23 protein-coding genes are annotated in these 26,989 nt (G+C 53.4%); 13 read left to right on the plus strand and 10 right to left on the minus strand.

What is annotated here, in order from left to right:
• Window positions 1-112 precede the first annotated feature (112 nt).
• Both HMPREF1141_RS08645 and HMPREF1141_RS08650 read left to right on the plus strand, forming a co-directional pair.
• Window positions 113-1,132 (plus strand): homoserine dehydrogenase, encoded by a 1,020-nt coding sequence (locus tag HMPREF1141_RS08645; RefSeq protein WP_009063363.1) that lies wholly within the window; start codon window positions 113-115, stop codon window positions 1,130-1,132.
• A gap of 403 nt (window positions 1,133-1,535) precedes the next feature.
• A complete protein-coding gene (locus tag HMPREF1141_RS08650) occupies window positions 1,536-1,865 on the plus strand; it encodes a DHCW motif cupin fold protein (RefSeq protein WP_009063285.1) in 330 nt (109 codons plus the stop codon).
• Between the two features lie 118 nt (window positions 1,866-1,983).
• Here HMPREF1141_RS08650 and HMPREF1141_RS08655 read toward each other — a convergent pair whose 3' ends face one another.
• Together HMPREF1141_RS08655 and HMPREF1141_RS17545 are read right to left on the minus strand one after the other, a co-directional pair.
• Window positions 1,984-2,376, minus strand: a complete 393-nt coding sequence (locus HMPREF1141_RS08655; protein ID WP_009063306.1) for a hypothetical protein — start codon at window positions 2,374-2,376, stop codon at window positions 1,984-1,986.
• 643 nt (window positions 2,377-3,019) lie between these two features.
• Complete coding sequence (locus tag HMPREF1141_RS17545; RefSeq protein WP_009063312.1) at window positions 3,020-3,184, minus strand: hypothetical protein; 165 nt, start codon at window positions 3,182-3,184, stop codon at window positions 3,020-3,022.
• A gap of 89 nt (window positions 3,185-3,273) precedes the next feature.
• On the opposite strand from HMPREF1141_RS17545, the gene HMPREF1141_RS08665 reads away from it, so the two are divergent.
• Genes HMPREF1141_RS08665 through HMPREF1141_RS08675 form a run of 3 tightly spaced genes read left to right on the plus strand, consistent with a single transcriptional unit; the run spans window position 3,274 to window position 3,960 of the window.
• Window positions 3,274-3,486, plus strand: a complete 213-nt coding sequence (locus HMPREF1141_RS08665; RefSeq protein ID WP_081487997.1) for a helix-turn-helix transcriptional regulator — start codon at window positions 3,274-3,276, stop codon at window positions 3,484-3,486.
• 44 nt (window positions 3,487-3,530) lie between these two features.
• Window positions 3,531-3,755 (plus strand): helix-turn-helix transcriptional regulator, encoded by a 225-nt coding sequence (locus HMPREF1141_RS08670; RefSeq protein WP_009063287.1) that lies wholly within the window; start codon window positions 3,531-3,533, stop codon window positions 3,753-3,755.
• Window positions 3,736-3,960, plus strand: a complete 225-nt coding sequence (locus HMPREF1141_RS08675) for a helix-turn-helix transcriptional regulator (protein ID WP_081487996.1) — start codon at window positions 3,736-3,738, stop codon at window positions 3,958-3,960. Before HMPREF1141_RS08670 ends, HMPREF1141_RS08675 begins: the two co-directional genes overlap by 20 nt.
• 108 nt (window positions 3,961-4,068) lie before the next feature.
• Here HMPREF1141_RS08675 and spoVAD read toward each other — a convergent pair whose 3' ends face one another.
• The 3 genes from spoVAD to HMPREF1141_RS08690 all read right to left on the minus strand — a co-directional run bounded on the left by spoVAD (window position 4,069) and on the right by HMPREF1141_RS08690 (window position 7,233).
• Window positions 4,069-5,079 (minus strand): stage V sporulation protein AD, encoded by a 1,011-nt coding sequence (spoVAD, locus tag HMPREF1141_RS08680; protein WP_009063280.1) that lies wholly within the window; start codon window positions 5,077-5,079, stop codon window positions 4,069-4,071.
• Window positions 5,080-5,092: 13 nt separating this feature from the next.
• Window positions 5,093-5,572, minus strand: a complete 480-nt coding sequence (gene spoVAC, locus HMPREF1141_RS08685) for a stage V sporulation protein AC (protein ID WP_009063335.1) — start codon at window positions 5,570-5,572, stop codon at window positions 5,093-5,095.
• Window positions 5,573-5,724: 152 nt separating this feature from the next.
• On the minus strand, window positions 5,725-7,233 hold the full coding sequence (locus HMPREF1141_RS08690; protein ID WP_009063249.1) for a phosphoglucomutase: 1,509 nt from the start codon (window positions 7,231-7,233) through the stop codon (window positions 5,725-5,727).
• A gap of 230 nt (window positions 7,234-7,463) precedes the next feature.
• On the opposite strand from HMPREF1141_RS08690, the gene HMPREF1141_RS08695 reads away from it, so the two are divergent.
• From HMPREF1141_RS08695 to HMPREF1141_RS08705, 3 genes are all read left to right on the plus strand, one after another.
• Window positions 7,464-8,141 carry an ABC transporter ATP-binding protein gene (locus HMPREF1141_RS08695; RefSeq protein ID WP_009063331.1) on the plus strand — a complete coding sequence of 226 codons (678 nt, stop codon included), beginning with the start codon at window positions 7,464-7,466 and terminating at the stop codon, window positions 8,139-8,141.
• 89 nt (window positions 8,142-8,230) lie between these two features.
• Window positions 8,231-8,482, plus strand: coding sequence for a hypothetical protein (locus HMPREF1141_RS08700; RefSeq protein WP_009063373.1), 252 nt, complete (start codon window positions 8,231-8,233; stop codon window positions 8,480-8,482).
• Window positions 8,483-8,640: 158 nt separating this feature from the next.
• A complete protein-coding gene (locus HMPREF1141_RS08705) occupies window positions 8,641-9,588 on the plus strand; it encodes a ComEC/Rec2 family competence protein (RefSeq protein ID WP_278245196.1) in 948 nt (315 codons plus the stop codon).
• A gap of 1,761 nt (window positions 9,589-11,349) precedes the next feature.
• Here HMPREF1141_RS08705 and HMPREF1141_RS08710 read toward each other — a convergent pair.
• From HMPREF1141_RS08710 to HMPREF1141_RS08725, 4 genes are all read right to left on the minus strand, one after another.
• Complete coding sequence (locus tag HMPREF1141_RS08710) at window positions 11,350-12,198, minus strand: transporter substrate-binding domain-containing protein (protein ID WP_009063198.1); 849 nt, start codon at window positions 12,196-12,198, stop codon at window positions 11,350-11,352.
• Between the two features lie 175 nt (window positions 12,199-12,373).
• Entirely contained in the window at window positions 12,374-13,369 is a 996-nt protein-coding gene (locus tag HMPREF1141_RS08715) for a hypothetical protein (protein ID WP_009063323.1), read from the minus strand.
• A gap of 350 nt (window positions 13,370-13,719) precedes the next feature.
• Complete coding sequence (locus HMPREF1141_RS08720; protein ID WP_009063244.1) at window positions 13,720-15,045, minus strand: GH1 family beta-glucosidase; 1,326 nt, start codon at window positions 15,043-15,045, stop codon at window positions 13,720-13,722.
• A 114-nt stretch (window positions 15,046-15,159) separates the two neighbouring features.
• Window positions 15,160-17,592, minus strand: a complete 2,433-nt coding sequence (locus tag HMPREF1141_RS08725) for a glycosyl transferase (RefSeq protein ID WP_009063369.1) — start codon at window positions 17,590-17,592, stop codon at window positions 15,160-15,162.
• 527 nt (window positions 17,593-18,119) lie between these two features.
• On the opposite strand from HMPREF1141_RS08725, the gene HMPREF1141_RS08730 reads away from it, so the two are divergent.
• The 4 genes from HMPREF1141_RS08730 to HMPREF1141_RS08745 all read left to right on the plus strand — a co-directional run bounded on the left by HMPREF1141_RS08730 (window position 18,120) and on the right by HMPREF1141_RS08745 (window position 22,593).
• Complete coding sequence (locus HMPREF1141_RS08730) at window positions 18,120-19,127, plus strand: LacI family DNA-binding transcriptional regulator (protein WP_009063242.1); 1,008 nt, start codon at window positions 18,120-18,122, stop codon at window positions 19,125-19,127.
• Window positions 19,128-19,233: 106 nt separating this feature from the next.
• On the plus strand, window positions 19,234-20,625 hold the full coding sequence (locus HMPREF1141_RS08735; protein WP_009063302.1) for an ABC transporter substrate-binding protein: 1,392 nt from the start codon (window positions 19,234-19,236) through the stop codon (window positions 20,623-20,625).
• Window positions 20,626-20,743: 118 nt separating this feature from the next.
• Window positions 20,744-21,733, plus strand: coding sequence for a sugar ABC transporter permease (locus tag HMPREF1141_RS08740; RefSeq protein WP_009063272.1), 990 nt, complete (start codon window positions 20,744-20,746; stop codon window positions 21,731-21,733).
• Entirely contained in the window at window positions 21,730-22,593 is an 864-nt protein-coding gene (locus HMPREF1141_RS08745; RefSeq protein ID WP_009063356.1) for a carbohydrate ABC transporter permease, read from the plus strand. The genes HMPREF1141_RS08740 and HMPREF1141_RS08745 overlap by 4 nt, the downstream gene beginning before the upstream one ends.
• A 277-nt stretch (window positions 22,594-22,870) precedes the next feature.
• Here HMPREF1141_RS08745 and HMPREF1141_RS08750 read toward each other — a convergent pair whose 3' ends face one another.
• Window positions 22,871-24,958, minus strand: a complete 2,088-nt coding sequence (locus HMPREF1141_RS08750) for a glutamine synthetase III (protein WP_009063316.1) — start codon at window positions 24,956-24,958, stop codon at window positions 22,871-22,873.
• Window positions 24,959-25,595: 637 nt separating this feature from the next.
• Here HMPREF1141_RS08750 and HMPREF1141_RS08755 point away from each other — a divergent pair.
• The gene (locus HMPREF1141_RS08755; RefSeq protein WP_035316829.1) at window positions 25,596-26,987 is read left to right on the plus strand and encodes an MATE family efflux transporter; all 1,392 of its coding nucleotides are present in this window, start codon (window positions 25,596-25,598) and stop codon (window positions 26,985-26,987) included.
• Window positions 26,988-26,989: the final 2 nt, after the last annotated feature.

The raw sequence follows: 26,989 nt of genomic DNA on the forward strand, positions 1-26,989 counted from the left end.
TTAATAGGCTGAAGCATTCTTCCCCGCCGCAGGCGGGGAAGAATGCGAATGCTTTTGATAGGCGATTTTCAGGTGTTTTGGTTATGTTAGAGATAACGAAGGAGAAAACAAAATGAGGATTGGTTTAATTGGATACGGCGGTGTAGGGAAGGCCTTGATCAAGCTGATTACAGAAAAAAGCCCTGCGCTGAAGGCACAGGGTGTCAACCTGGAAGTGATCTACATCATGGGGTCGAAAAAGGGGCTTTACAACCCCCAGGGGATCGATTGCGCCCAATTGTTGGCTGCCTCGAAAGATGGGCAAAGCATAACGATTGAGGATACGGATGAAAGCAGGGAAATCACCCCGGAGTTTATGCTGCAAAACAAAGATATCGATTTGCTGGTGGAGCTGACAAGCACGAATAAGGAAACAGGGGAACCGGCACGGAGCTATATTTTGAAAGCGCTGCAAAATAAAATCCATGTTGTGACAGGCAATAAAGGCCCCATTGTGCACAGCTACCGTGAATTGGCTCAGGCTGCAAAAGAAAACGGGGTGCATTTGGGGATTGGGTGTACCTGCGGCGGGGCGCTTCCTTCCGTCAATGGCGGAACGATCGAAATGGCCGGTTCAGAAGTTTACTCCATCGAGGGTGTGCTAAACGGCACGACCAACTATATTTTAAAAGAGATGGAGGATACCGGCTGCACCTATGGGGCTGCATTGGAAAAGGCAAAAGCCTGCGGGATCGCGGAAGCAAACCCCAGCTTTGATGTGGACGGGTGGGACACGGCATTCAAACTGCTGATCCTTACCAATGTGGTTATGAAGCAGGACAAAAAGCTGTCCGACATCCAAATAGAAGGGATTACCGACCTGACGCCGGAGGATATCCAAACGGCCCGGGCAGAAGGGAAGCGATATAAGCTGATTGGGCGGACCATACGGGAAGAGGAAGCGCTCCAGATGGTGGTCAGGCCCGAGAAGCTGGGTGCGGAGCACCTTCTGTATCACGTAGACGGCAAAAATAAGGCAGTCAGATATGAGTCGGATACCTTAGGGGAACTGACATTGATTGGCGGGGCGTCGGGCACTACGGCTGCCGCTGCCTCTATCCTGAGGGACATCGTATCTATTTGCAGTCGGTAGCCAATCACTGGCGAACGGGCGCAGGAGTCAGCGACATTCCGGTGGACAAAGGCAATGGAAAAGGCATCGTGGTGTGCTTAACACCTCCGGTGCCAACGCCGCAAAAGAGCCGGCAATCGCGGGACTGTTCCTTACTTTCTGTAAAATCATCCCGCGATCGAGTGGGCCAAACCCCTGAAAGGACAAGAGCAGCGATACCTGTAAGCTGGCCGAAAAGGACAAGGAGCAATTCACGGGCCCGAAATCAAGGGAAAGAGCCTCGACATCATCAAGCTTAGCGCGATCGTATTCTGGCAGCAAACGCCGCCAAGAATCTGGGAATAGAGAATTACGGCGATGACCCGTACCTTTGCATGGATGCGCCTAGTCTTGGCGCGTTGATAAAAGAAAGAGAGGTAATGATATGGTAATTCAGGAAGTTCCGTTCTGCACTGTCGACTGGAGATCGATTGAGCCCACAGTACATCCGGGCGTGACCGGAGAAGCTCACTGGCGTACCTTTGAAATGGGAAATATCCGCGTCCGCATGGTGGAATACACTCCGGGATATTTTGCGGATCACTGGTGTAAGCGCGGCCATGTCCTTCTCGTTTTGGAGGGAGAGCTGGTGACCGAGCTGGAAGACGGTCGAGAGTTTACGATGACGCCCGGAATGAGCTATCAGGTCGCCGAAGACATCAACCCTCATCGTTCCCACACGGAAAAAGGAGCGAAGCTTTTCATCGTAGACTGATTTTGCTCCGTGATACATATGGAAACGCTCACAGAGGATCTCCCTTTGCTTTGTGCAAAGGGAGATCTGTTTTAAAAAGGCTGCCGCAATTTTCGAATTGCGGCAGCCTTTTTGACGTTTATTTGATCAGCGTGGATAGAAGCTGCGATAAGGGGTAGCCGACGAAGTGGGCGAACGCGAACAGAGCGGCCAAAAGCGATAACACGATCGTGGTCAGGCCGCTGAGCAGTATTCTGCCGCGCCGGGGCCGCGGCGTTTTGTTGATTTCCCGCTGGGGCTCGATTTCCTCCTCGCGGGATAAGCGAAGCTTTTTGATCAGATCATAAGTAACGCCTGCGCAGGTGAGAAGAAATGCGACGGCAAGGAGGAGTTCAAACCACCGGATCGCGGAGTCCTGCGAAGAGAAAAACACTTTTAAAATGCCGATGAGAATCATGGCGGCGGAAACGCCCCTCAGCAAAGCATTTTTGTTTTCGCTTTCCTCCGGTTTTTCCTTCGGATTCTTTTTCACAGGTTTTCCTCCTTCGGGTGTCTCTTTTCAGGCCGATCAAAATGGTCGGTTCCGACTTACTTGCTTAGAAAATTTGCTACGATCCAAATCAGGAAGCCCACGTACAAGATCAGCGCAAGCGTGTACCAAAGCATCTGCCTGCGGCGAATTTGCCGCGGGGCCTCTGCCCCTTCGTTTTGGTAATAGCGCCGCATCCGCACCCAGTCATACAGAAAATAAACCAGAAGGAGAAAGAACAAAGCGATATCCGCAAGTTCAAACCAGTGTCGAGTAGGGTCCCAGGGCGGGTAGTGACTCTTTATTCCGCTGATAAGTAGAGTGACCATACAGAGGATCAGAATTGTTCGTGTAATCCAATTCGGTTTGCCTTTATATTTCACAAGATATCCCTGCTTTCTGAATAATGGAGAATTCATTTCCACCTTACCATCAAGAAGGTTGATATGATTAACATAACATTGTAAATAGAAATTGTCAATAAATTATACTAATCAGCAATTATTATGGTGAATGCGGCGGTTTATGTATTTATATAACAGCACGCTTATCTTTAACATGGTTCTTTTATGGCCTGACTGGATGCAATAATCCCAAGTTCCATTTATCGTTCTTGTAAAATAGGGCTGCCGCAATTGTGGTCGCCTTATTTTTTAGCTGACGATTCTTTTTCTGGCTGCAGCAGGTGCAGGTTGGCTTCCGTGCTGTCTAAATACAGCTCCTCCGTTTCGGCCTGCGCTTGCCGCAGCTCTTCGATCGTGTCGCTTATTTTATTGAACAGCGTTAAGTACATTTTTTGATAATCTGGCATGGGCATCACCTCAATGTTATTTTAGGACAAATAGTCCAAAATGTCAATAGGACCATTTGTCCTTGGATATACTTGAGTTGGTGATGAAAATGAAAATCAGGATTCGTGATATGCGCGAAGACCATGATATGACGCAAAAACAGGTAGCAGAATTTTTACTCTGCGACCAGTCGTTGTATTCAAAATATGAGCGAGGAGAGAGGGAAATTCCCTTAAATATGATGGTTAAGCTTGCACAGCTATATCATACCAGTGTGGATTATCTGGCTGGCCTGACGGATGATAGTAGACCCTATCGCTAATTGTTCGACGGTATAACAAGTGTGCTTTTTGCAGGAGGGTACCAGTGAATTACGAATACAGCAAAATGATGGGGAAAAAGATCAGTGCCCTTCGGCTAGCAAAAGGGCTGACACAGGAGGAGCTGTCTGCCCGGCTGCAGGTGATCGGCTGTGACCTGACCAGAAGCGCTTTGGCTAAAATAGAGGTCGGGCAGCGCCACCTGTATCCCGATGAAATCAAGGCGTTAAAAACGGCGTTTGGTGTCGGTTATGAAGAACTGTTCGTCTAAAAGAATCCGCGATCTGCGTGAAGACCACGATCTGACCCAAAAGCAGGTGGCGGAGTTTTTACTCTGCGACCAGTCGTTGTATTCAAAATATGAGCGTGGGGAGAGAGAAATCCCCTTATACAGGATGATTCGGCTGGCACAGCTGTATCATACCAGTGTAGATTATCTGGTCGGCCTGACGGACGACAGCAGACCTTATCGGTAATAGAATAGCAAAAACAAAAGCACCGGAGCAGCCCCCATTTTGAGGGGCTTGCTCCGGTGCTTATAAAATAATTGCTTTGTATGATTTTTAGAGAAAATTCTGCAAAAATTAAGTGGAGGTCAAATGCACCAGGTGTGCCACACCGGGGACGCTTTCCCCCTGCTGCTGAGAGGTAGTGGACGTCAGCGCGCCGGTGGCGATGAACAGAACATTGTTCAGCTCGCGGCTTTGCAGGCGGTTTAAAATCACCGAGCAAAGCACCGAAGCCGAGCAGCCGCAGCCGGAGCCGCCCGCGTGCACATCCTGTTTTTCGCGGTCGTACAGCATCATGCCGCAGTCGTTGTGAACGTCTGTAATATCCAGGTTGTTGTCGGCTAAAATTTGGCGGACCAGCTTGGTGCCGATCAGTCCCAGGTCGCCGGTTAAAATCAGGTCGTAGTCTTTCGGCATCGTGCCGGTATCCTGCAGAAAATCCGAAATGGTCTGCGCGGCTGCTGGGGCCATCGCGGCGCCCATGTTGGCCGCGTCCTTAATGCCAAGGTCTACGATGCGTCCTACCGTCACATCGGCAACAAACGGGCCCTTTCCACTGGTACCGACAATCACCGAGCCGGAGGCCGTGGCCGTCCACTGTGCAGTGGGGGTTCGCTGTCCGCCGTATTCCAGCGGCAGGCGGAACTGCCGTTCCGCTGAGCAGAAATGAGAGGAAGTAACAGCCGCAGCCTTGCGGGCCGCGCCGCTCTCTACCACAATCGAGGCCAGCGCCAGCGTCTGCGCCATGGTGGAGCACGCGCCGAACTGCCCTAAAAAGGGAATGTCAAGACTGCGCAGGCCGAAGGTGGAGGAAAGGCACTGATTGAGCAGGTCGCCCGCGAAAATGTAGTCAATATCCTGTGCGGTTACGCCCGCTTTGCGCAGCGCCAGATTTACGGCCTCCGTTTGCAGGCGGCTTTCTGCTTTTTCCCAGCTGCTTTCGCCCAGCGTCGTGTCCTCAAAGGAAAGATCAAAAAAACTGCTTAATGGCCCCTGCATCTCCTTTTTGCCTACAACAGAGGCGAATCCCTCGATCGTGGGCCGGTTGGTCATCTGCAGGGTATAGCGTCCGATTCGTTGTGCCATGATTTTGCCCTCCTCAGTACCAGCCGAACAGGTAGATAATGATCCCGTAGATCACCGATGTGCAGATGCCGTACACCAGAACCGGTCCGGCGATCACGAACATTTTTGCGCCGATGCCCATCACATAGCCCTCCGGCTTGAATTCCATGGCGGGCGATACCATTGAGTTCGCAAAACCCGTAATGGGCACGAGCGTACCGGCCCCGGCGTGCTTTGCCAGATTATCGTAAATTTTCAGCGCGGTAAAGATCGCCGTCAGAGCGATCAGTACGGTGGATTCCGCCCCGCGCGCTTCCTTTAAATCCAGGCCGGAGCTTTGGAACCAGTTCACCAGGAACTGGCCGAACGTGCAGATCGCCCCGCCCACCAGAAACGCCATCAGGCAGTTTTTCAGGATTGGACTGGGCGGCGACGCCTTCTCCGCCATTTTGGAATATTCTTCTTTCGTCATTTTTTTCAACAGGTTCATCCCCTTTTGTGATTGCGTTAACATTGCTATCTTTTCCTTTGGGGAACGGAATATGCAAAAAAATCCCGCGCTTGGGTATGCTAACCGAAGCGCGGGATTTTATGTTTTGTTTTATTTTTAATGCTGTGAAAGCTTTTTTAAATATGTCGTAGGTTTGTTTCGGCTCAGGAATGCGGCTAACCCAGCAGAGGAGTAAGGTTCAGGCCGCTGCAGGTAGTGAGGAACTTTATGAGCTTTTCGCGGATGATCTCGACGCCGCCCGCCGCGTCGCTTTCAATGTTCAGCGGCATGATGGGGTCGTGCACGCTCAGGCGCAGCAGGAACCAGCCTTCTCCCTCGCCTTTGCCGAACGATACGCGCAGTCCCTCGCGATTGTCCGGCGCGATCTGCCAGTTCTGCTCCTTGGCATACTGCTCCAGATCGGCCAGAATCTTCTCGCCGCACTCGCGGAACGCTTCTTCGGTGATCGGCAGGCGGATTTCCGTCGCTTCCTTCGGTTCGGCCAGCGATTCGAGCAGGCTTTCAAGCGTCTTGCCCTCCTTGCGCAGCACCGCCAGCTTGATGATGATTTTTGTCACCAGATAAGCGCCGTCGTCGAGAAAATAATTTTCGCGCATGGCTGCGTGACCGGAGGTTTCAATGGCCAGCGGGCAGTTGATTCCCGCCTCGTTCAGGCGAACAGCCTCGTTGATCACGTTCTTATAGCCGCGCTTAAAGCGGTGGTGAACGCCGCCGAGCGTCGCTTCAATGTAGCGCTTCAGTCCGTCGGAGGTGATGGAATCGGTCACGATCGTGCCGCCATCGTTGCCTTCCAGCGCAATCGCGGAGGCCAACGCGACCAGACGGTTTCGGTTGATCTCCATGCCCTGGCTGTCCACCGCGCCGCCGCGGTCTACGTCGGTGTCGAAAATCACGCCCAAATCTGCGCCTGCAATAACTGTGGCGCTGCACACGGAATCCATGGCCTGCTGATTTTCCGGGTTCGGCACATGGTTCGGGAACATGCCGTCCGGGTCAAGAAACTGGCTTCCATTGATGTCCGCGCCGAGCGGCTCGAGCACGTCGTAGGCGTAAAAGCCGCCGGCTCCGTTTCCGGCGTCCACCACAATGTGGAAGCCCTCCAGCGGTCGGTCGTAGTTTTCAGCGTTTACACCCTGTTTAATGATGTTGCGCAGGTGTGCGCTGTAAATTTTCATGTGGTCGCTCGGCTCCACGCTGCCGGGTTTGTCTGCCGCGGGGGCTTTGTTTTCCTGCGCGTACAGCAGTAAAGCTTCAATATCGGGCGCGTCCAGTCCACCTGTTTTTACAAAGAATTTCAGCCCGTTCCGGTTGAACGGATGGTGGCTGGCGGTAATCTGTATCGCGCCGTCGCAGGGGATGTCCAGCGTCGCCATAAACATAGACGGCGTTGAGGCAAGGCCGCAGTCGAATACACGGATTCCGCAGCCGGTGAGGGCACGGGTAACCACCGCGCTGATGCGGGGAGCGGAGATGCGCGAATCGTGGCCCAGCGCCACAGAAAGCTCGCTCGACGCCTTGCGCGCTTTCTCCGAGAGCCACAGGGCAAAGCCGCGCGCAATGCGCTCAATCACTTCGTCGGTCAGGTTGACCGGCTCGGGGCCTTCACTGGCTACCCCGCGAATGTCGGTGCCGCTTTTGAATTGCTTCCATTCTTTTGTCAGCATAAAATCCTGCTCCTTTTATAGTGGGCGCGGGCGCGCCGAAAATAAATCGGGAATTGTAACTCTATTATAGAATAAAGCGGCGGGAAAGTATAGTCCATTCGCTTGATAAAGTGATTTGATACAAAAGCAGCAATTCTTCCCCGCAAAAGGCGGGAGAAGAAAGCAAAGCGTTCATCAATCACAGATTTGGGCAGGCTGCTCTGCCCGCAGAATCAAAAGGAGGAATTGCCATGGAACTCATTCGCATTGAGGGAATCGAAAAACGCTACTGGAACGGAGAGGAAGAAATTCGCGCGCTCGACGATTTGAACCTGAAGATTGAGGAGGGGGAGTTTGTCGCGATCGTCGGGCCGTCGGGCAGCGGCAAATCGACGCTGATGAATCTGCTGGGGTGTCTGGACCTTCCCACAGCGGGACAATATTACTTAAACGGGGAGAATGTGGCAAAGATGTCGGAGGACCGGCTGTCGCGCATCCGCAATACAGAGATCGGCTTTGTGTTCCAGGGCTTCAATCTGATCCCCACGCTCGACGCGCTGGAAAACGTGGAGCTGCCGCTCGTATACCGCGGCCTGCGCAAGACGGAGCGGCACGAACTGAGCCGCGAGGCGCTGAGGCGTGTTGGACTCGAGAACCGGCTGTTCCACCGCCCGGGGCAAATGAGCGGCGGCCAGCAGCAGCGCGTGGCGATCGCCAGAGCCATCGCGGCCCGACCGCCGGTGATCCTGGCGGACGAACCGACGGGAAATCTTGATTCGCAGTCCGGGCAGGAGGTGATGGAGATTCTGAAAAGCCTGAACGGCGAGGGCAGAACGGTGATCCTCATCACGCACGATGACAAAATCGCGGCGCAGGCTGGAAGAAAAATCCGGATACAGGACGGCAAAATCGTAGAAATCAGTTCGTGATGTTCGGTTGACAAATAAGGGGAAACTGATATAATATTAGTGACTTTAAGGCGGCGCAGGTACCCTTATTTGAAACGGGGGAATTTTCTATGGGAAAATCTGTTTTAGAATTACATGATCTGGATGTGCCCGGTTTTATTCGGGTATTAGAGAAATGCAAGGGGAATGTGTTTTTGGTGACACGCGAGGGAGACCGCCTGAATTTGCGCAGCAAGCTTTCTCAGCTAATGGGGCTGACCCACCTGATCGAGGGCGGGAAAATTGCAGAGGCGTTTTTGGAGTGCGACGACCCCGAAGACGAAAGCATGCTGTTTCGCTATAATCTGTTTCAAAAACCTTGAATAAGTTTTCCAGCGGAAAAGCCGAAAGCGGTTTGAAACGGTTTTGAAAGGTGATTTGCGCTTTGCCAAAGCTTCTGCGCGGCGATCCCTTTTGAGCTGGAATACTCCTCTAAAAAAGCAAAGGCCGCTCCGAACGAGCGGCTTTTTTATTGAAAGGATTGTTTCCTATCACACGGCGAAAAAAAGTATCCATTCCAGCGCTGTTCGCAGCGATTATCTTAGGTATAGCAACCTGGTTTTTTGCATCTGATCCAGAGCGAAGTCCCGGCGGCCTCAATATTCCATCCGGTGATTTTATCAGCAGTGAAACGGGCAGCGTTTCCGTCTATTATCTCGATGTCGGCCAGGGGGACAGCGAGTTGATCTGTCTGCCGACCGGCGAAAACATATTGATTGACGCCGGTCTTTCCGAGGGGGCAGATCAGCTCACGACGTATCTTGGGCAGCTTGGTGTGCGCAAAATCGATTACCTGATCGCGACCCATCCGCACGCGGACCATATCGGCGGGATGGCGAAGGTCATCAGCAATCTGGAGATCGGCAAGATTTATGTGCCCAAGGTAGCGGACAGCCAGGTTCCCACCACGCGCGTTTACGAGAATATGCTCGACGCGGTGGAAAAGAAAGGCCTGCGCCTGACGCAGGGCAAGGCGGGCATGACGGTTCTGGAGCAGGACAATACACGGCTCGAATTTTTAGCCCCGGTGGAAGACGAGTACAATGACCTGAACAACTACTCCATCGTCGCCAAGCTGACCTTTGGGCAGCGTACCTTTTTGTTTACCGGGGATGCGGAGAAGGAAAGCGAACAGCAGATGCTGAAGAAATACGCCGACAGTCTGCGTAGCGATGTGCTGAAGGTTTGCCATCACGGCAGCAGCAGTTCCTCTTCGGTGGGGTTTTTAAAGGCGGTTGCTCCCAAGTACGCAATCATCTCTTGCGGAAAAGACAACGATTACGGCCACCCGAATAAAGAGGTGCTCACCCGCCTTGCGAATGTCGGCGCTGAGGTTTACCGCACGGATGAGCAGGGAACCATACTGGTGAGCAGCGACGGAATCGATTTGACGGTAAAGACAGGGCTTCCATTGCTGGCGGCATCGTAAGAAATTCGTTTGATAGATAAAAGCCTGTGCTGGTGTTCAGCGCAGGCTTTTTATTTTAATGTTTTTTTGGGGAGATTTTACTTTATTTCAGGGCGTGTCTCTTAAACTGACGCGTTAAACCTGCGTATAAGTCACGGGCGTAAACTCAGTCTGCATGCACGTTGTGTGCAAGCTCAAAGAACAGCTTCCGTTTTGCATTTCATTCGCTACGCGTGCGCTGGCTGTTTCCGTACGGAAACAGCCTTTTTAATAATCGCTTTTAAAATTAGACTTTGTCTTTACGGGTTCCCCGTATACCTTCTGCTGGCGCAGGGCTTGCCCCTCGTGCCGGGGCGGGCACTTACTTTCGAAACGAGGTGGCGTTAAGCAAAGACTTGCCAAAGGGGAGAGTTTCGATTCTTTCCCGCTTGGAATCCCCTCAGGGCAACCAAAGGCGCTGCCTTTGGAAACCATGAGAAGCTCCCGCTCTGGTTCTGTTTCACGTATAGGCACAGCCTGTGTGTGAAACGAGTGTGTAAGGTAAGCTTGAGCGTCTGCAAATGGTACGGGAAGCACTCTGTAAACCAACGAAAGAATGCGGCGAAGCCACATTCCAAAAGCTGCGAGCCAACGAGGGCGCTCTGAAAATGACCGCCGACGGATGAAAGCACTAAGCTTTTGATTTGCTGTTGCTAGGAGAGTGGACATTTTCATTGGAGCGCCTTTAAAGTAGTCTTCGTTTACACTATTAGAAACCGTTCCCCAAACGGATTCCAAAGGTGTCCTTTGGAAGGCCTTTGCTTACTTTTGTCCTTTCACGAAAGTAAGTGCCCGCCCCGGCATGAGGGGCAAGCCCTGCGCCAGCAGAATTCATGCGGGGAACCCGTAAAGACAAAAATAATGATTACAGATAGAAGGTTGATTCCGTGTAAAAACAGCCCGCGCACGCGCGACAATGGAGCGCGAAGCGCGGACTTTTCTCTACACTTCCCTGCGGTGTACGCGTAGGCTTAGCCTGCCGCGACGTATGTGCAGGTTTAACCTGCTGCAGGATCAGCCCGCTCAAAAAAGAAGCGCCATCCCTCAAACGAGGGATGGCGCTTTCGGCCAAAGGCCGATCAGCCGCACAGGATGATTTGTGCGGCGAATTGCATTCTTACAGACAACGGCGCGACGGAGCCGGAACCACAGCTCTGGGGAGAGGCCCGCGGTTTCACAGAGAAGCAAATCAATCATTGGGAATGATGGTTGAAATTTGAATTTATAAAAACGGCCCCGCTTTGCCCTGTCTGTAAGGCAGCAAAAAAGCGCGTATTACGGAATCCCCCGGCAAAAGGGATGCTTCCATAACACAGCGCTACCATTTAAGTGCAATACACAATTCCACGAAAGTGAGAAGAACCCCCGATATATCCCTTCTCCTCACCCTGCCCCTGTACAAAAGGGGCAAAATGGGTTATAATTGTGTCTGCAATTCGCAGCAAAAGCTGTTGTTATGGAGGCCTACTCTCCGTAGCAGGGGATGGGTGGTGGTGCACCTCTCCCCGCTTTGCACTTAATTGTACCTTACGGGTACAGCTTACCATTTTTTGGGTTAGATTGCAAGATAAATTGTAAAGATGCGAAAAATTGTCACATTTGGAATAAGTGCGCCGGATTTGAGAAATCCGGCGTTTTTTATGCCTGCAAACGGCGGAGAAAACAGGCGAGAGAAGAGATAATAAAAAAGCCCCTGTGCGTAAAGCACAGGGGTTCTCTGCTTTTTCAGAGCTTGTCCAGCCCTTATAAGGTTGAAGAAGCGGCGGACAAATCTGTTCCAAACCATTGTTTTGAAAGCTTTGAAATCGTTCCGTCTTCAGACAGTTCATTCAGCGCTTCCTGCACTTTAACGGTCAGGCTTTCGTCTGCCTTTCGGAACGCAACGGAATAATTTCCGGTTTCGAGCGTTTCGGCGGGGTCAGACCCGGTTTGTCCCAAAATACGGTATTGCTCGGGCGCTTGCTTCAGATAATATTCAGCGGAGACCTCGTCCATGATCACGGCGCTGATCCTTTTGCTGTCCAGAGAGCTCTTGGCCTGGGCGTAATCCTGATACGTTCCCAGCTGCGCCAGGCAGCTCTTGAATGCGGTGGATGCTTCTACCGCCTGCTGGCCGCCGGAGCCTTCCTTTACGCCAACCCGCTGGCCTTTCAGGTCGGCCAGATTATTCAGCGGGCCGTCAGCCAGTGCGAACACAACCTGACTGCTCTTCATGTAACCAAACGTCAGGTTCGACAATTCGCTCTGTTGGGTGGGTTTGCTGTAACTGCTCCAGAAGCAGTCGATCTCATCATTGTTCAGGGCCTGCTGGGCTTTGGAGGGGGAAAGTGTTTTAAATTCGACCGCAACACCCAGTTCCTGCGCTACCTCGCGGGCGCTCTCTACAGCAAATCCCGTCAGGTTTCCGTCTTTATCGTAAAAAGACAGCGGCTCAAAATTTTCTTCCACACCTACGACCAGTGTATCTTTTGTCCGTACTGTATTCCAGGACGGATCCGTGGGAGAAGAGGAGCTCGAACTGACTCCGGAGCAGCCTCCCATAGAAAATCCTATGGCACACACCAGCAGTAGGGCTGAAAGTGCTTTTTTCATATTTTAGATTCTCCTCTTTGGAATATCTTTTTTGGAAAAGTTAAAACTTTTTTATTAGTGTAACATAATTGTAATTATTTTACCCAAAAAAGTTCCAAAGGTAAAGCAGGTACGAAAAAACTTTACAGATTGTTCACGAATTAGAAACAATTTGCTCCATAAAATGGTGCTTTTTCTACTGTTTTGGAGAATCTTCCGGCGGAATGTTCTTAAAGAACTTATCCCAGTCAAAGCCGTCGCGGTCGGGGCCGCTGGTTCGACCGGAGCTGATATCGGTATATTCGCCGGAGGGCAGGTTGGGAGCCTCTACTGGTGATTGGATTTCTTGGGGCTGTGCCTGAGCAGTGGGCTCAATGCCTTCGTCGAGTGCCTGGGGAAGAGCAGACGGAGCCTTTTTGGGAGCGGGCTTCGGCATGGGGATGGCGGGCAGCGGGCCGGTAACGCCGGCAGGTGCTGAACGCCTTCTATTGAGGAAGAACTGGCGGTATACAAACAGAACCACACCGGCCACACCGGCGAGAATCAGTGCGATGCCGCCGAGAAGCAGGCTCGAAGTGCCGCCGGAGGAGCTGCCGTTTGTCGGCGTATCCTCTCTCAAAAATCCGTCGGTGCTGGCAAGGCCGCTGCCCGCGCCGGAAAGCAGACCCTGTAAATCGTCAGAGGTAAAGTCGGTGGGCGCGCGGCTGTCTGGGTCAGCAGAGGCCACGCCCGCGGGCGGTGCAACATACACCGGTGCCTTGGAGGAGGACGGTTCATGACTGGTGGGTCTGGAGGAGCTCTCTGTTTCACCGGGCTCCTCAGCCGGCTGACTGCTTATCGTTTCGTCGGGGTTGCTTGTGATGCCGCTCTCGGTTCCGCCGCTTTGATCGGTGCCGGAGCTGCTTTGCCCGTTCGTATCGGAGGAGTTCTGGTTGTCCCCGCCGCCGTTTGAGGATTCGGGATCAGTTTGCCCACCGCTGCTTGGATCAGTAGCGCCGTTAGAGACATCGGGCGGTTGCGGCGCATCGTCTATAGTGCCTTGAGTGCCCTGCGAAACACCAGCGTTGATCTCCTGCCCTTGCGGGGGGATGTTGCTGGTCGCGAAAGCGGTGGCGGAAAAAACCGACAAACTGAAAAGAACGGCTGCAGCCGCAGGAAGAAGCTTGCGCCGTTTGTGGGTAGAGATATCCATGGTACAGAAGCCTCCGGTCGTTATCATTCTGAAAAGTAAATTGGACTTATCATAGCACAAAACCGGAAAAAAATACAACCTGGATTTCATGAACGGATTTGAAATTCTTTTTCTTTTCTTCTGAAAGCAGACAAAAAACATACCGATTTGAGGGGCATTTCAGCGAAAATCGGATGGATTCTTTTTTAAAACGGAAAAGGAATCAGAATGTTTTTTTGTTCACAAGGCAGTAACCCCCAGGCACAGAGTGTGATCTGTGCCTGGGGGTTACTGCGGCCCAGATGAACCGGGCGAATCTATATCGGGATCAGGAGAAATGGAGATGTCATTGGAGAAAGGCTGAAAGCCTGCTACAAAAGCCGCCCGTTCGTCTGTGCGGTACGGGCATACCACTCGGCGGAATCCTTTACGATGCGGCGCTGGGTGGGATAGTGCAGATACACAAGGCCCATCCGTTCGTCGTAGCCGTTGTTCCATTCAAAGTTGTCGGTTAGGCTCCAGTGAAAATATCCCTTGATCGGTACGCCCTCGGCGCAGCATTCGCGCAGCTCGAGCAGGTAGCGGTGCAGAAAATCGATGCGGTCGGGGTCGTGCACCTTTCCGTCGAGAAAAATCCGATCGTTGCAGGACTGTCCGTTTTCGGTAATGTACATTGGCAGGTGGTATCGCCGGTACAGCCAGCGCGGGCCGTAGCGCATCACCTGCGGTGTGACCGGCCATTTCAGCGCGGTGCGCGGGAATCCCGGAATCCGATCTGCGCACTCTCCGCGCTCATCCGCCTGAGTCCCGTTGTAGACGTTCACACCCAAAAAATCCAGCGGCTGACGGATGATTGCCCAGTCCTCCTGCGGAATGCTGTTGGCGAGCGCCTGCAGCTCGGGCGGGAGGGAGCCGAGGAGAATGGCGTCGAGAAACCAGGTGTGGCTGAACCACCACCGATCCCCCTCCGCAAGAAAAGAGGCTCGTTCAGCGGCTGCGCGGTTTTCGGCGGTGTCGTGCAAAGGGTAGCACAGCTTGCCGGTAGAGGCGACGCCGATCTGTACGGGCTCTTCACTTTTCTGTCGGATGACCTGCACGGCCAGCCCGTGCGCCAAAAGCGCGTTGGCGGCGCAGGCGAACAGCTCGGAGCCCTCCAGGCATACGCCCGGGGCATGCTCTCCCGTGCCATAGCCCAGCCCGATAAAGCACTGGGGCTCGTTTAACGTGCAGTAATGGCGCACCCGCCCTGCAAAATGCCTGGCCACAAAGCCTGCATATTCTGCAAATGCCAGCGCGGTTTCGCGGCTGCGCCAGCCGCCCTGTCGTTCCAGTGCCAAGGGCAAATCCCAGTGGTACAGCGTGACATAAGGGGTGATCCCTTCGGCCAGCAGCAGATCGATCAGATCATCATAATAATCGAGGCCCGCGCGGTTCGGTTCGCCGCGCCCGTCGGGGAAAATGCGGGGCCACGAGAGGGAGAACCGGTAGGCGGAAAGACCAAGCTGCTTTAAAAGGCGTACATCCTCGCGGAAGCGCCGCAGGCCGTCGCAGGCGATGTCGCCCGTCTCGTTGTTCCGGATGGCCCCGGGACGGGTGCAGAATTCATCCCAGATACTGTCGCCGCGCCCGGAGCGGTTACCCTCTGTTTGGTAGGAGGAGCTTGCGGCTCCCCAGACAAACTGTTTCGGAAATTCCATAGGCACCTCACTTGATCGTTCGTTCCCTTTTGATGGCTTGATATCAGGTTGGGCGATTTCTTCCCCCGCCGCAGGCGGGGGAAGAAATCAGCAACTTTTTTAAGTGACATGGCTTTATAATGGCAGAATCACTTCAACGGTGCACTCGCTCTGGCCGGGCCGATGGGGGATCAGTTCCCCGGAAAGGCGCTGGCCGTCTATTGAAATTCCGGCAGACTCACCCGCCTGCGCGCGCCGTACCGAAATATGGTATACGGTGCCGCGAAAGGTTCGGGTCACCCGGTAGTGCGTAAGCTCCTGCGGCAGGCAGGGGTGAATCCGAAGGCCGTCGAAGTCCGGCTGAATTCCAAGGATCGCCTGGCTGATGTTGACAAACGCCCATGCGGCGGTTCCGGTGAGCCAGCTGTTTTTGGCCTCGCCGTACCGTGGCGCGCTGCGCCCGGCGATCATCTGGCTGTATACGTAAGGCTCCGTGCGGTGAATCTCACTGGATTCCTCCACCCACGCGGGGCAGGTTCTGCGGTACAGGTCGAACGCGTTTTCACCGTCGCCCAAAACGGTGTGGGCGATGCTGAACCACGGATTGTTGTGGCAGAACACAGCACCGTTTTCTTTATATCCGGGCGGGTAGCTGGTGATTTCGCCCAGCTCCTTGTGGTAGCTGGTGTAGCAGGGGGCCAGCAGCTCCACGCCGAAGCGGTTGCCCAGCAGCTCGCGGGCGTTTTTAAGCGCCTGTGGAGCCAACCCCTGCCGTGCGCCGATGCCTGCCATCACGCAGAAGCCCTGCGGCTCGATATAAATTTTACCCTCATCGCATTCGCGGCTGCCCACCTTTTGCCCTTCGGCGTCGTAGGCGCGCAGAAACCATTCGCCGTCCCAGCCGTGTTCCAGCACGGCGGCTTCCATCTGTCGCACGCGCTGCTCCACGAAACGCTGCTCCTCCGCGTCGCCGTAACGGCGGCAGAGTTCCGCGTATTCGCGCCCGTATTTTACAAACATGGCGGCGATCAAAACGCTTTCCGCTGTCTCGCTATCAAAATTCTGGGTGGTCTGAAAGCTTTCGCCCGGTTCCTCCGAAAAGCAGTTCAGATTCAGGCAGTCGTTCCAGTCGGCACGGCCGATCAGCGGCAGGCCGTGCGGCCCCAGGTGATTGAATGTATAGGTGATGCTGCGCCGCAGATGCTCGAACAGCGTCTGCTCCGAGCCCGCGCGGTTGTTGAAGGGCACCGGCTCGTTTAAGATACTGCTGTCTCCTGTTTCGCGCAGGTAAGCTGCGGTGCAGGCCACGAGCCACAGCGGGTCGTCGTTGAAACCGGAGCCGACATCGGCGTTGCCGCGCTTGGTCAGCGGCTGGTATTGGTGGTAGGTGCTGCCGTCTTCAAACTGAATGGCGGCGATATCGAGAATGCGCCGGCGTGCACGGTCGGGGATCAGGTGAACGAATCCGAGCAAATCCTGGCAGCTGTCGCGAAAGCCCATGCCGCGCCCGGTTCCGCTCTCAAAATAGCTGGCGCTGCGGCTCATGTTGAACGTTACCATGCACTGATATTGATTCCACACATTCACCATGCGGTTCAGTTGATCGTTTTCGCTTTCAAGGGAAAAGAGGCTTAAAAGGGTGTCCCAGTACTCCGCAAGCTCCCGGAGCGCGGCGCGGGCCTGCTCCGGGCGGGCGAACTGCTCCATCAAACGGCGCGCGGGCGCTTTCTGAATCACGTCCGGCGCTTCCCACTTTTCTTCGGGCGGCAGCTCCGCGTAGCCCAGTACAAAAATCAGCTCGCGGTTTTCGCCGGGCTGCAGAACAAGATCGATGCGGTGGGAAGCGATGGGGTACCACCCGCTGGCGATGCTCCCGAAGCTGACGCCCTGTTTAACTGCCGCTGGGGTCTCCCACGAGCCAAACTGCCCGAGAAAGCGCTCCCGGTCTGTGTCAAACCCGCTGATGGGAGCATTCACTCCATAGAAAGCATAGTGATTTCTGCGCTCGCGGTATTCTGTTTTGTGGTACAGCACGCTGCCGTCCACTTCCACTTCGCCGATGCTCAAATTCCGCTGAAAGTTCTGCGCATCGTCCACCGCGTTCCACAGGCACCATTCCAGCGCGCTGTATAGCTGAATCGTTTTCTCTGTGTCACCCGTATTCTCAAGGTGAAGAAGATTGACCTCACACGGCTTTCCCAGCGGCACAAAGCAGGTCAGCTCCGTACAGATTCCGTGTCGCCGGCCCTCCAGTACGGTGTAGCCGAGACCGTGGCGGCAGCGGTAATCCTCCAGCTCCGTTTTGCACGGAAGAAAGCCGGGGCTCCAAAGATCGCCGCCGTCCTTTATGTAGTAGCGCCGCCCGCCCATGTCTGCGGGTACCTCGTTGTAGCGGTAACGGGTGATACGGCGCAGCTTGGCGTCCCGGTAAAAGCTGTAGCCGCCCCCGGTGTTGGAAATCAGGCTGAAAAAGCCGTCGTTCCCCAGGTAGTTGATCCACGGCAGGGGAGTGGCCGGGGTCTGTATCACATATTCTCTGGCGTTATCGTCAAAGTAACCGTATTTCATGGCGCTCCATCCTCATATCATCAGTTTTCAAATCAGCCTTCAAAAGTGCATTGCAATCACTGTAGCTGCCAAGTGAAGGATCTCATCGTCTGTCAGCAGGCCGAAGCCCTGATTTGGGCTGCTTAGGTAAGTGATTAACATCAATTTACGAAATCGTTTAAGTATATTGATATTATAGGTCTGCTACAGAAAAAAAGCAATAGCAAATTGGAAAGGCACAAAATATCTCATGTTTTCAACAATTTCTGACCGCGATCTTTTCCAATGTGAATAATTCATCACGAAAACGTATTCTGGTTTTTGAGATTTTTTAAACGGTTTCACTAGAAAAAACACGGATTTCACTAGACTTCGCCCTCTTCTGTTTAAACATTATCACAAAAAATAGAAAAAATATTTCAAAAATCTATTGAAATAACGTCAGAGTGGTGGTAATATGAACTCAGAAATCGATTAAGTAACCATTTGCCCCGATTCTGAAAATCCTTTATAATGATCCCAGAATCTGAGGCGGAGGGATCCATACTATGGTCACGATCAAGGATATTTCTGAAAAATGTGGTGTTTCCCGCGCAACGGTCAGCAAGGCGCTGAACGGACATAAGGATATCAGCGAGAGCACCGGCGAGTACGTTCGGAACGTCGCCCGCGAAATGGGGTACCTGCCCAATGCCGCGGCCCGTTCGCTCAAAACCAAAAGGACCAATAATCTGGGCGTTTTGTTCGTAGACAAAACCTGCAGCGGACTGACCCATGAGTACTTCTCCGCGGTGCTCGAAAGCTTTAAAGTGGAAGCGGAGCGCTTGGGGTACGACATCACCTTCATCAGCCGCAACATCGGCTCGGCCTCCATGAGCTATTACGAGCACTGCAAATACCGGGGGTGCGACGGCGTTGTGATCGCCAGCGTGGATTTCAGCGACGAAATGGTGATCGAGCTGGTGAAAAGCGAAATCCCCACGGTTACCATCGACCATGTGTTTAACGGCCGCACCGCCATATTGTCAGACAATGTGCAGGGAATCCGTGATCTGGTGGAGTATGTTTACCAGTGCGGGCACCGGCGCATCGCGTATATTCACGGTGAAGACACGTCGGTCACTCAGAAGCGCCTCGCAAGCTTTTACCGCACGTGTGCGGAGCTTTCGATTGAGGTGCCGAACGAGTACGTAAAGGACGCATTGTACCACGATCCCAAGTCCAGCGGTTTGGCCACGCGAGAGCTGCTGGAGCTTTCGGAGCGGCCCACCTGCATTCTCTATCCCGATGATTTTTCCTTCATCGGCGGCATGAACGAGATCGAGCGCCACGGCCTGCATATCCCGGAGGATATCAGCGTGGCCGGATACGACGGCATTTATCTTTCGCAGGTTCTGCGCCCCAGGATTACCACCTTGCGGCAGGATACCGGCGTGCTGGGGCGTGAAGCCGCGGCTCGTTTGGTTGAGGCGATTGAACGCCCCAAGCTGGCCATCCCCCAGCAGGTGATGGTGGCGGGGCACCTGATTCCCGGCAGCTCGGTTCGAAAAATGTAACTTCAGGCTCTCGGCGGGTGCGGGGAATGCAGAACCCTCTTTGTGTTGTGTCAGTTTCCCTTTTTAGAAAGGTTAAAAACGCATTATTTTAAGGAGGAGCTATGTTATGAAATCATTCCAAAAAGCCACGGCTGCCCTGCTGGCATCTTTGATGCTGGTTTCTTCGGCGGGCTGCGGCAGCAACACCACACCCGCTTCGTCGGCAGCCCCAGCAGGGTCTTCCGCCCCGGCTGCGAATACGGATTCCGCCAAAACCCTACGCATTTACGGATGGAATACCGAATTCCAGGATCGCTTCAACACCTACTTTAAAGATGCCGGCAAGCTGCCGGAGGGCATTAACGTGGAGTGGGTTATCACTCCAAATGAAAACAATGCTTACCAGAACAAGCTGGATGCGGACTTGAAAGCACAGGATTCCGCAGCCGACAAGATCGACATTTTCCTGATTGAAGCAGACTACGCGCTTAAATATGTCGATTCCGATTATACACTGGACGTGAAGGGTGATGTCGGCCTGAGCGACGACGACCTGAAGGATCAGTACCAGTACACCAAGGATATCGCGACCGACAGCAATGGTAAGCTCAAAGCGGTTTCCTGGCAGGCCACTCCCGGTCTCTTTGCCTATCGCCGCTCGATCGCCAAGGATATTCTGGGTTCCGATGATACCGCAAAGGTGCAGCAGGCCCTGAGCGACTGGGATAAATTCAACGCCGTTGCAAAGACCGCGGCTGACAAGGGCTACAAAATGCTTTCCGGTTACGATGATTCCTATCGTACCTTCGCGAACAATATCACGTCTCCGTGGGTGGATGCGAACGATACGATCCATATTGATCCCATTATGATGAAGTGGGTCGATCAGACCAAGGAATTCACCGATAAGAACTACAATAATAAGACCTCTCTGTGGGCTCCCGAGTGGGGCGCCGACCAAGGCCCGAACGGCAAGGTGTTCGGCTTCTTCTATTCCACCTGGGGCATCAACTTTACACTGCTAGGCAACTCGCTGGCCACTCCTGTGGCGGAGGGCGGCAAAGCGGAGGTGGGCAACGGCGTTTACGGCGATTATGCGGTATGCCAGGGCCCGGCGAACTACTACTGGGGCGGAAGCTGGATCTGCGGAGCCAAGGGCAGCGATAACGTCGATCTCGTGCGCGACGTCATGAAAACTCTGACCTGCGATGCGGCCACCATGAAAAAGATCACTGAGGATACCGAGGACTTTACCAACAACCAGACCGCGATGGGCGAGCTGGCGAAGAGCGATTACAAATCCGCGTTCCTGGGCGGCCAGAACCACATTGCCCTGTTTGCCGAGGCGGCTCCGAAGATCAATATGAAGAATATCTCCAAGTACGATCAGGGCATGACGGAAGAATTCCAGAAGGCGTTCAAGGATTACTTTGACGGCAACGTCACGAAAGATCAGGCGCTGGATAACTTCTATAAGGCCATCATTGAAAAATACCCGAATCTGAAGCGTGCCTCCTGATTTTTCTCATACTCTTTCAACTGTCCCACCAGGCGTCCTCCCTTTCAGGGAGCGGGTTCCCGCTCCCTGGGGCCGGGGGCCTGTGTTTCTACAATCCCCCGATTTGAGGTGATACTCTATGCCCGGCACCACGTTAACCAAACCCGAAGCGTCTTCTTCGCAGCAGTATCCCGCGTCAAACGGTGCAAACAAGAAAACAAAGGGCGTAAGCTATTCCAAATGGGGATATTTTTTTATCGCCCCATTCTTTCTGGCGTTTGCCGTATTCTCACTGGTTCCGCTGATCTCTACCTTTTATAACAGCTTTTTTGAAAATTACTGGGTGGGTCTGACCCAGGTTGGCCCCCGATTCGTGGGGCTGCAAAATTACAGTACCCTTTTTTTCGACGGCGACCTGGCCGCTTACGCGGGCAATACCGCGATCATCTGGCTGATGGGATTTTTGCCGCAGATCATCTTTTCTCTGCTGCTGGCGGTCTGGTTTACCGACCTGCGCCTGCATCTGCGTGCCGCCGGATTCTTTAAAACCGTCATCTATCTGCCCAACCTGATTATGGCTGCGGCGTTTTCCATGCTGTTTTTCACCCTGTTTTCCGATTCCGGGCCGGTCAACAGCATTTTAATCTCCATGGGGATGGAGTCCCCCTACCGATTCCTTGCAAATGTGTGGAGCACCCGGGGGCTTGTAGCCCTGATGAACTTTCTGATGTGGTACGGCAACACCACGATTCTGCTGATGGCGGCGATCCTCGGGATTGATACGGCACTGTTTGAGGCGGCCGAGATCGACGGGGCTACGGCGTTCGAGTCCTTTCGGAAGATCACTCTGCCGCTGATTCGCCCTATCCTTGTCTATGTGCTGATTACTTCGCTGATCGGCGGCATCCAGATGTTCGACGTGCCGCAGATTCTGACCAACGGCAACGGCAATCCCAACCGCACGAGCCTGACTCTGGTCATGTACCTGAATAAGCATTTATTCAGTGAAAACGTGGGCATGGCAGGCGCTGTTTCGGTGCTGCTGTTTGTGGTTTCCGCCGTGCTGAGCGTCATTGTGTACTTCAGCATCCGTGAGAAAAGACAGCCGAAGGGAGGCGCTGGAAAATGAAAGACAATGCCGCAAGAGAAAATCTGGGCGTACTGCGTCTGCGTCGCGGCATCGCGTATCTGGTTCTGCTTTTTCTGACGTTCCTTTCTCTGTTTGCGTTCTATATTTTGTTCATCAATGCCACGCGCTCGCATCCGGATATTCAAAAAGGCTTTTCCTTTTTCCCGGGCGCTTCGCTGGGGGCCAACTTTACAAACCTGATGCATAACGCGAATCTGCCGGTGCTCAGCGGCCTGATGAACAGCCTGCTGGTGGCGTCGCTGTCGGCAGTGTTTGCCACGTATTTCTCTACCATGACGGCATTTGGAATTCATGCGTACCGGTTCCGGCTGAACCAGGCCGCGTTTTCGTGCATCCTGATGGTGATGATGGTGCCCACGCAGGTTACGGCCCTGGGCTTTGTCCGCCTGATGGCGAGCATGGGCTTCAAGGATTCGTTCATTCCGCTGACGGTTCCGGCGATCGCCTCACCGGTCGTGTTCTTCTTCATGATCCAGTACATGAAAAGCTCTTTGCCGCTGGAGGTGATTGAGGCCGCGCGGATCGACGGAGCGGGCGAGTTCTACGCCTTTAACCGCATTGTGCTCCCCATGATGAAGCCGGCCATCGCCGTGCAGGCGATTTTTACCTTTGTCAGCTCGTGGAACAACTATTTTCTGCCGGCGCTGATCCTCGATTCCAAAAAGAAGCTGACAATGCCGATCCTGATCGCGCAGCTGCGCAGCGCGGATTTTATGAAGTTCGATATGGGGCAGGTATATCTGCTGATCGCACTGGCGATTTTCCCGGTGGTGATCGTGTACCTTTGCCTTTCCAAATTCATCGTGCGCGGTGTCGCGCTGGGCAGTGTAAAGGGTTGATTTGCTTTTCCTCCAATATAATATTGCTCCGGTTTCCCGAGCCGGAACCAAAACAGGACAGTCCGCGCAGCTGCGCGGACTGTCCTGTTTTGTATGGGGAAAGCGGCTTCGATACGCACATCATGAAAAAATTATAAAAAACCAACCCGCCTGGAATAAAATCACTTTCATAAAAAAACATAAAAACGAAAGACCTCCGAACGAAAACGTCCGGAGGTCACTTCGCTTTTTATGAGGTCGCAAGGCCCCGCGTATGAGGGGCAGACGGCAATTGAATTTATTTTACGCCGAACAGCAACTCGCCGTATGTGGGGAAGGGCCAGTAGGTTCTGCCCACCAGAAGCTCCATTTCGTCCGCGATTTCGCGGGCCGCTTCCATGCGGGACAGCACTTCTTCGCGGTAGTATCTGGCTTCCTTGAGGAAATCGCCGGACTCTTCCGTGTGATCTACAGCTTTCTGCAGACTGTCGGCCGCTTCAAACAGCTTCGCGGAAAGGGCGCTGAGCTTTTCGATCTGTGCCTTTTCCAGAGCGCAGTCGATTCCAAGGTTCTTCTTGTTGATCGCCTGTGCGCTCAGATCGCCGGTGTAGGAGCTGACAGCCGGGAGGATATCCTTATGGATCATTTCGAGCATCGTCAGGGCCTCAATGTGAACCTGTTTGATGTATTTCTCCAGAATGATCTCATAGCGGGATTTCAGCTCGGTTTCCGTCAGTACACCCTGGCGCTCAAACAGCTCAACATTTTCCTTGCGGGGGTAGTAAGCCAGCGCTTCAGGAGTGCTCTTCAGGTTCAGCAGACCACGACGCGCGGCTTCCTCAACCCACTCTGCGGAATAGTTGTTGCCGTTGAAGACAATCCGCTTGTGTTCCTTGAGTGTCTTGCGAATCAGATCGGTCAGCGCATCGGGGAGGTTGTCGGCTTTCTCAAGCTCATCCGCGAAGCCAGCCAGCGCGTCTGCGATGATGGTGTTCAGCATAATATTGATACATCCGATCGAGCTGGAGGAACCCTGCATACGGAATTCAAATTTATTGCCGGTGAACGCCATGGGAGAAGTGCGGTTACGGTCGGTGGAATCCTTGCGGATGGGGGGGAGAATATCCGCACCGATTTTCACAAACCGGCGGCCCTTGGCCTTATATTCGGTACCGTCTTCAATCGCATTCAGAACATTTTCCAGTTCTTCGCCGATGAAGATGGAGACAATGGCGGGAGGTGCTTCGTTGCCGCCCAGGCGATGGTCGTTGCCGGCATCTGCTACGGCAATGCGCAGCAGATCCTGATGCTCGTGGACCGCCTTGATGATCGCTGTGAGGAACAGCAGGAACTGGGCGTTCTCGGTCGGGGAATCGCCGGGATCCAGCAGGTTCATGCCGGTGTCGGTAGAGATGGAATAGTTGTTGTGCTTGCCGCTGCCGTTGATGCGTGCAAACGGCTTTTCGTGCAGCAGGCAGGTCAGCCCGTGGCGGGCGGCGACCTTTTTCATCACTTCCATCGTCAGCTGGTTCTGGTCGGTAGCCTGGCTGCAGTGGGTGAAAATGGGAGCCATTTCATGCTGCGCCGGGGCAACCTCGTTGTGCTTTGTTTTGCTCAAGACGCCGAGCTTCCACAGCTCTTCATCCATCTCTTTCATGAAATCGCCAACCGTGACCTTCAGCTCGCCGAAGTAATGGTCATCCAGCTCCTGGCCCTTGGGCGGCTTTGCGCCGAACAGGGTGCGGCCGGTATATACCAGATCCTCTCTCTGCAGGAACTTTTCCTCAGGAACGAGGAAGTACTCCTGCTCGGGGCCGACGGTAACGCTGGTGCTCTTTACATCGTCGTGGCCAAACAGCTTTAATACGCGAATCACCTGCTTGTTCAAAGCAGAGATCGAGCGCAGCAGCGGCGCTTTTTTGTCCAGAGCTTCTCCGCCGTAAGAACAGAATACAGTCGGAATAAACAAGGAGCCGTCTCTGATGAACGCGTCAGAGGTCGGGTCCCACGCGGTGTAGCCGCGGGCTTCGAAAGTGGCGCGGATACCGCCGTTCGGGAAGCTGGAAGCATCCGGCTCGCCCTGAATGAGCTCTTTGCCGGAGAATTCCATAATCACCCTGCCGTCGCCGGTCGGGCTGATAAAGCCGTCGTGTTTGCCGGCGGTGATGCCCGTCATGGGCTGGAACCAATGGGTATAATGTGTTGCTCCTTTTTCTATTGCCCAGTTTTTCATGGCGTTCGCAACAACATTCGCCACTTGAGCATCAAGAGGAATCCCCTCGTCTCTTGTTTTCTTTAATGCCTTGTAAGTATCCTTGGGTAACCTGTCTTTCATAACACTTTCGTTAAATACCAAGCTTCCAAAAATCTCCGGAATCTTACTCATACGGCTGCCTCCTTTTGGGTTGATAAACAAAAAAACGCTGCAGGTATCCTAAGTACCTACAGCGCCATTACTGTTTTCATACGAGTAATTATAACAAACGGATTACCGGCTGTCAATGCTCCGTAACAAAAAAGTATTCGCATCAAAAGCGAAAATTATACTGCCTGAATTGATTTTTTTGGTGGTTTACACGATTTCGTGCGGCAGCCTTTGTTTGGGGAGTCTGATGACCGGGCCGTTCGATGATTCATAGCCAGCTTATGCGGGAAAAAGAAAAAAGTTTCCAATTGCCAAAAAAGCGATGAGAAACGCGGAATGAATAGCTATACTCTGGCAGTTCGGTCATATGCAACAAGTACGCTCCCTTCTTTTCAGCGTTTGCAGCCTGCTTTCCGTCATTTTCAGCGGCCTGACTATTTTTATCGGATTACTTTGTATGTTGTTTTCTGGTAAAGAGAGGTTTACATTCCTGTAAAATTCCTCTACAATAAAACCATTCGTATAATCGGGTGCCGAAATCCTACTGATCTTCCATCAAACAGGAGAAACCAAAGCTTTATTTTTGCTGTTCAGTGGGCAATCAGTATCAGGTACCCCTAAAGTGTGATTGTTGCTGGATACAGAAAGACGGATGCGCATGAAAATATCTTTTTTAAATACAAGCACCAGTGAAAGACGCGACATGATTTTGTACAGCGGCATTTCCAAAACGTTGATGCTGCTCGCGATGCCATCATTGATGATGGGTCTGGTACAGTCCATGATGCCGCTGTCGGATGGGCTGTTCATCAATAATATTGCGGGGCCATATGTGGCCAGCGCAGTTACATACTGCGTGCCGATCCTCAACATGGTCGTCGCGCTGTCGCAGGGGCTTGGCTCGGCGGGCATGGCGGTGATCGGCCAGGCAAACGGGCGCGGTGATTTTGTGCAGGGGAAAAAAATTTCCTCTCAATTGATCCTGCTGGCATTCCTGCTTGGCATTGCTTCCATCCCGGTGATGATTCTGCTGGCGTTTCCGATCTCGGCGATCGTCACGAAGGAAATATCGGATATTGTCTGGCTGTATCTCGTACTCAACGCGTTCGCGATGCCGTTCTATTTTATGGAGGCGGTCTATAACGCCGTCAAGAACGCCGCCGGCCAGCCCGAGGCGACATTTGTGCGGATGTTGCTGCTTCTGCTGCTGAAAATCCTCTTCAATTTCCTCTTTATTTATTTGATCCCCCTCGGCATCATCGGCTGTGTGATCTCCTCGGTGCTGTCGAACGTGATTGTCTGCGTGATTATGTTTTACGAGCTGTTTGTCCGGGAGTCGGAGGAAAAGCTCGAATGGCCGGGCGCTCATCTTGACCGCGAAATCGCCATGGATCTGCTGAGGATCGGCCTGCCGACGATGCTGTCGAGCGTGATGATGAACTTGGGCTTTTATCTGATCAACAACGAGGTGCAGAAATACGGCGCGATTGTTCTGAACGGCCAGGGGATTGCCAGCAACATCACGAGTATCTGTTTTGCGATGACAGGTGCGTTCGGCCCGACCGTGACGACGATGGTCAGCATGAATATGGGTGCGGGGAAGAAGGACCGCGCCCGCCGCAGCATGTGGATCGCCTGTGGATTCAGCGCGCTGACCGCCGTGGTGCTGATCGCGCTGATCGTTCCCTTTGTTGGCCCGCTCACCGGTTTGTTCACCCGCAACCAGGAGGTGCTCGACATGGCCCGCACCTCTCTGTATATCTACATTTATTCCGTTATCGGCTTTGGCGTCTGCATGGTGCAGCAGGGCGCATTTATCGGCCTTGGGCGCACGCGCATCCCGCTGGTCATCAGCATCCTGCGCATCTGGCTTCTGCGTTACTTGTTCATCCTGGCCACGGAGAGGTACCTCGGTGTACTTTCTGTGTTCTGGGGCAACCTGTTCTCAAACCTCGCGGCGGCCCTGATCATTACGCTGATGGTGCTGCGCATGCCGTGGGAATCGGTTCTGCCGAACCGGGCTCCTGTGCCGCAGGAGGAGAGGGAATAAGT

The organism is Clostridium sp. MSTE9 (assembly GCF_000277625.1).
GTDB lineage: Bacteria > Bacillota > Clostridia > Oscillospirales > Acutalibacteraceae > Faecalispora > Faecalispora jeddahensis.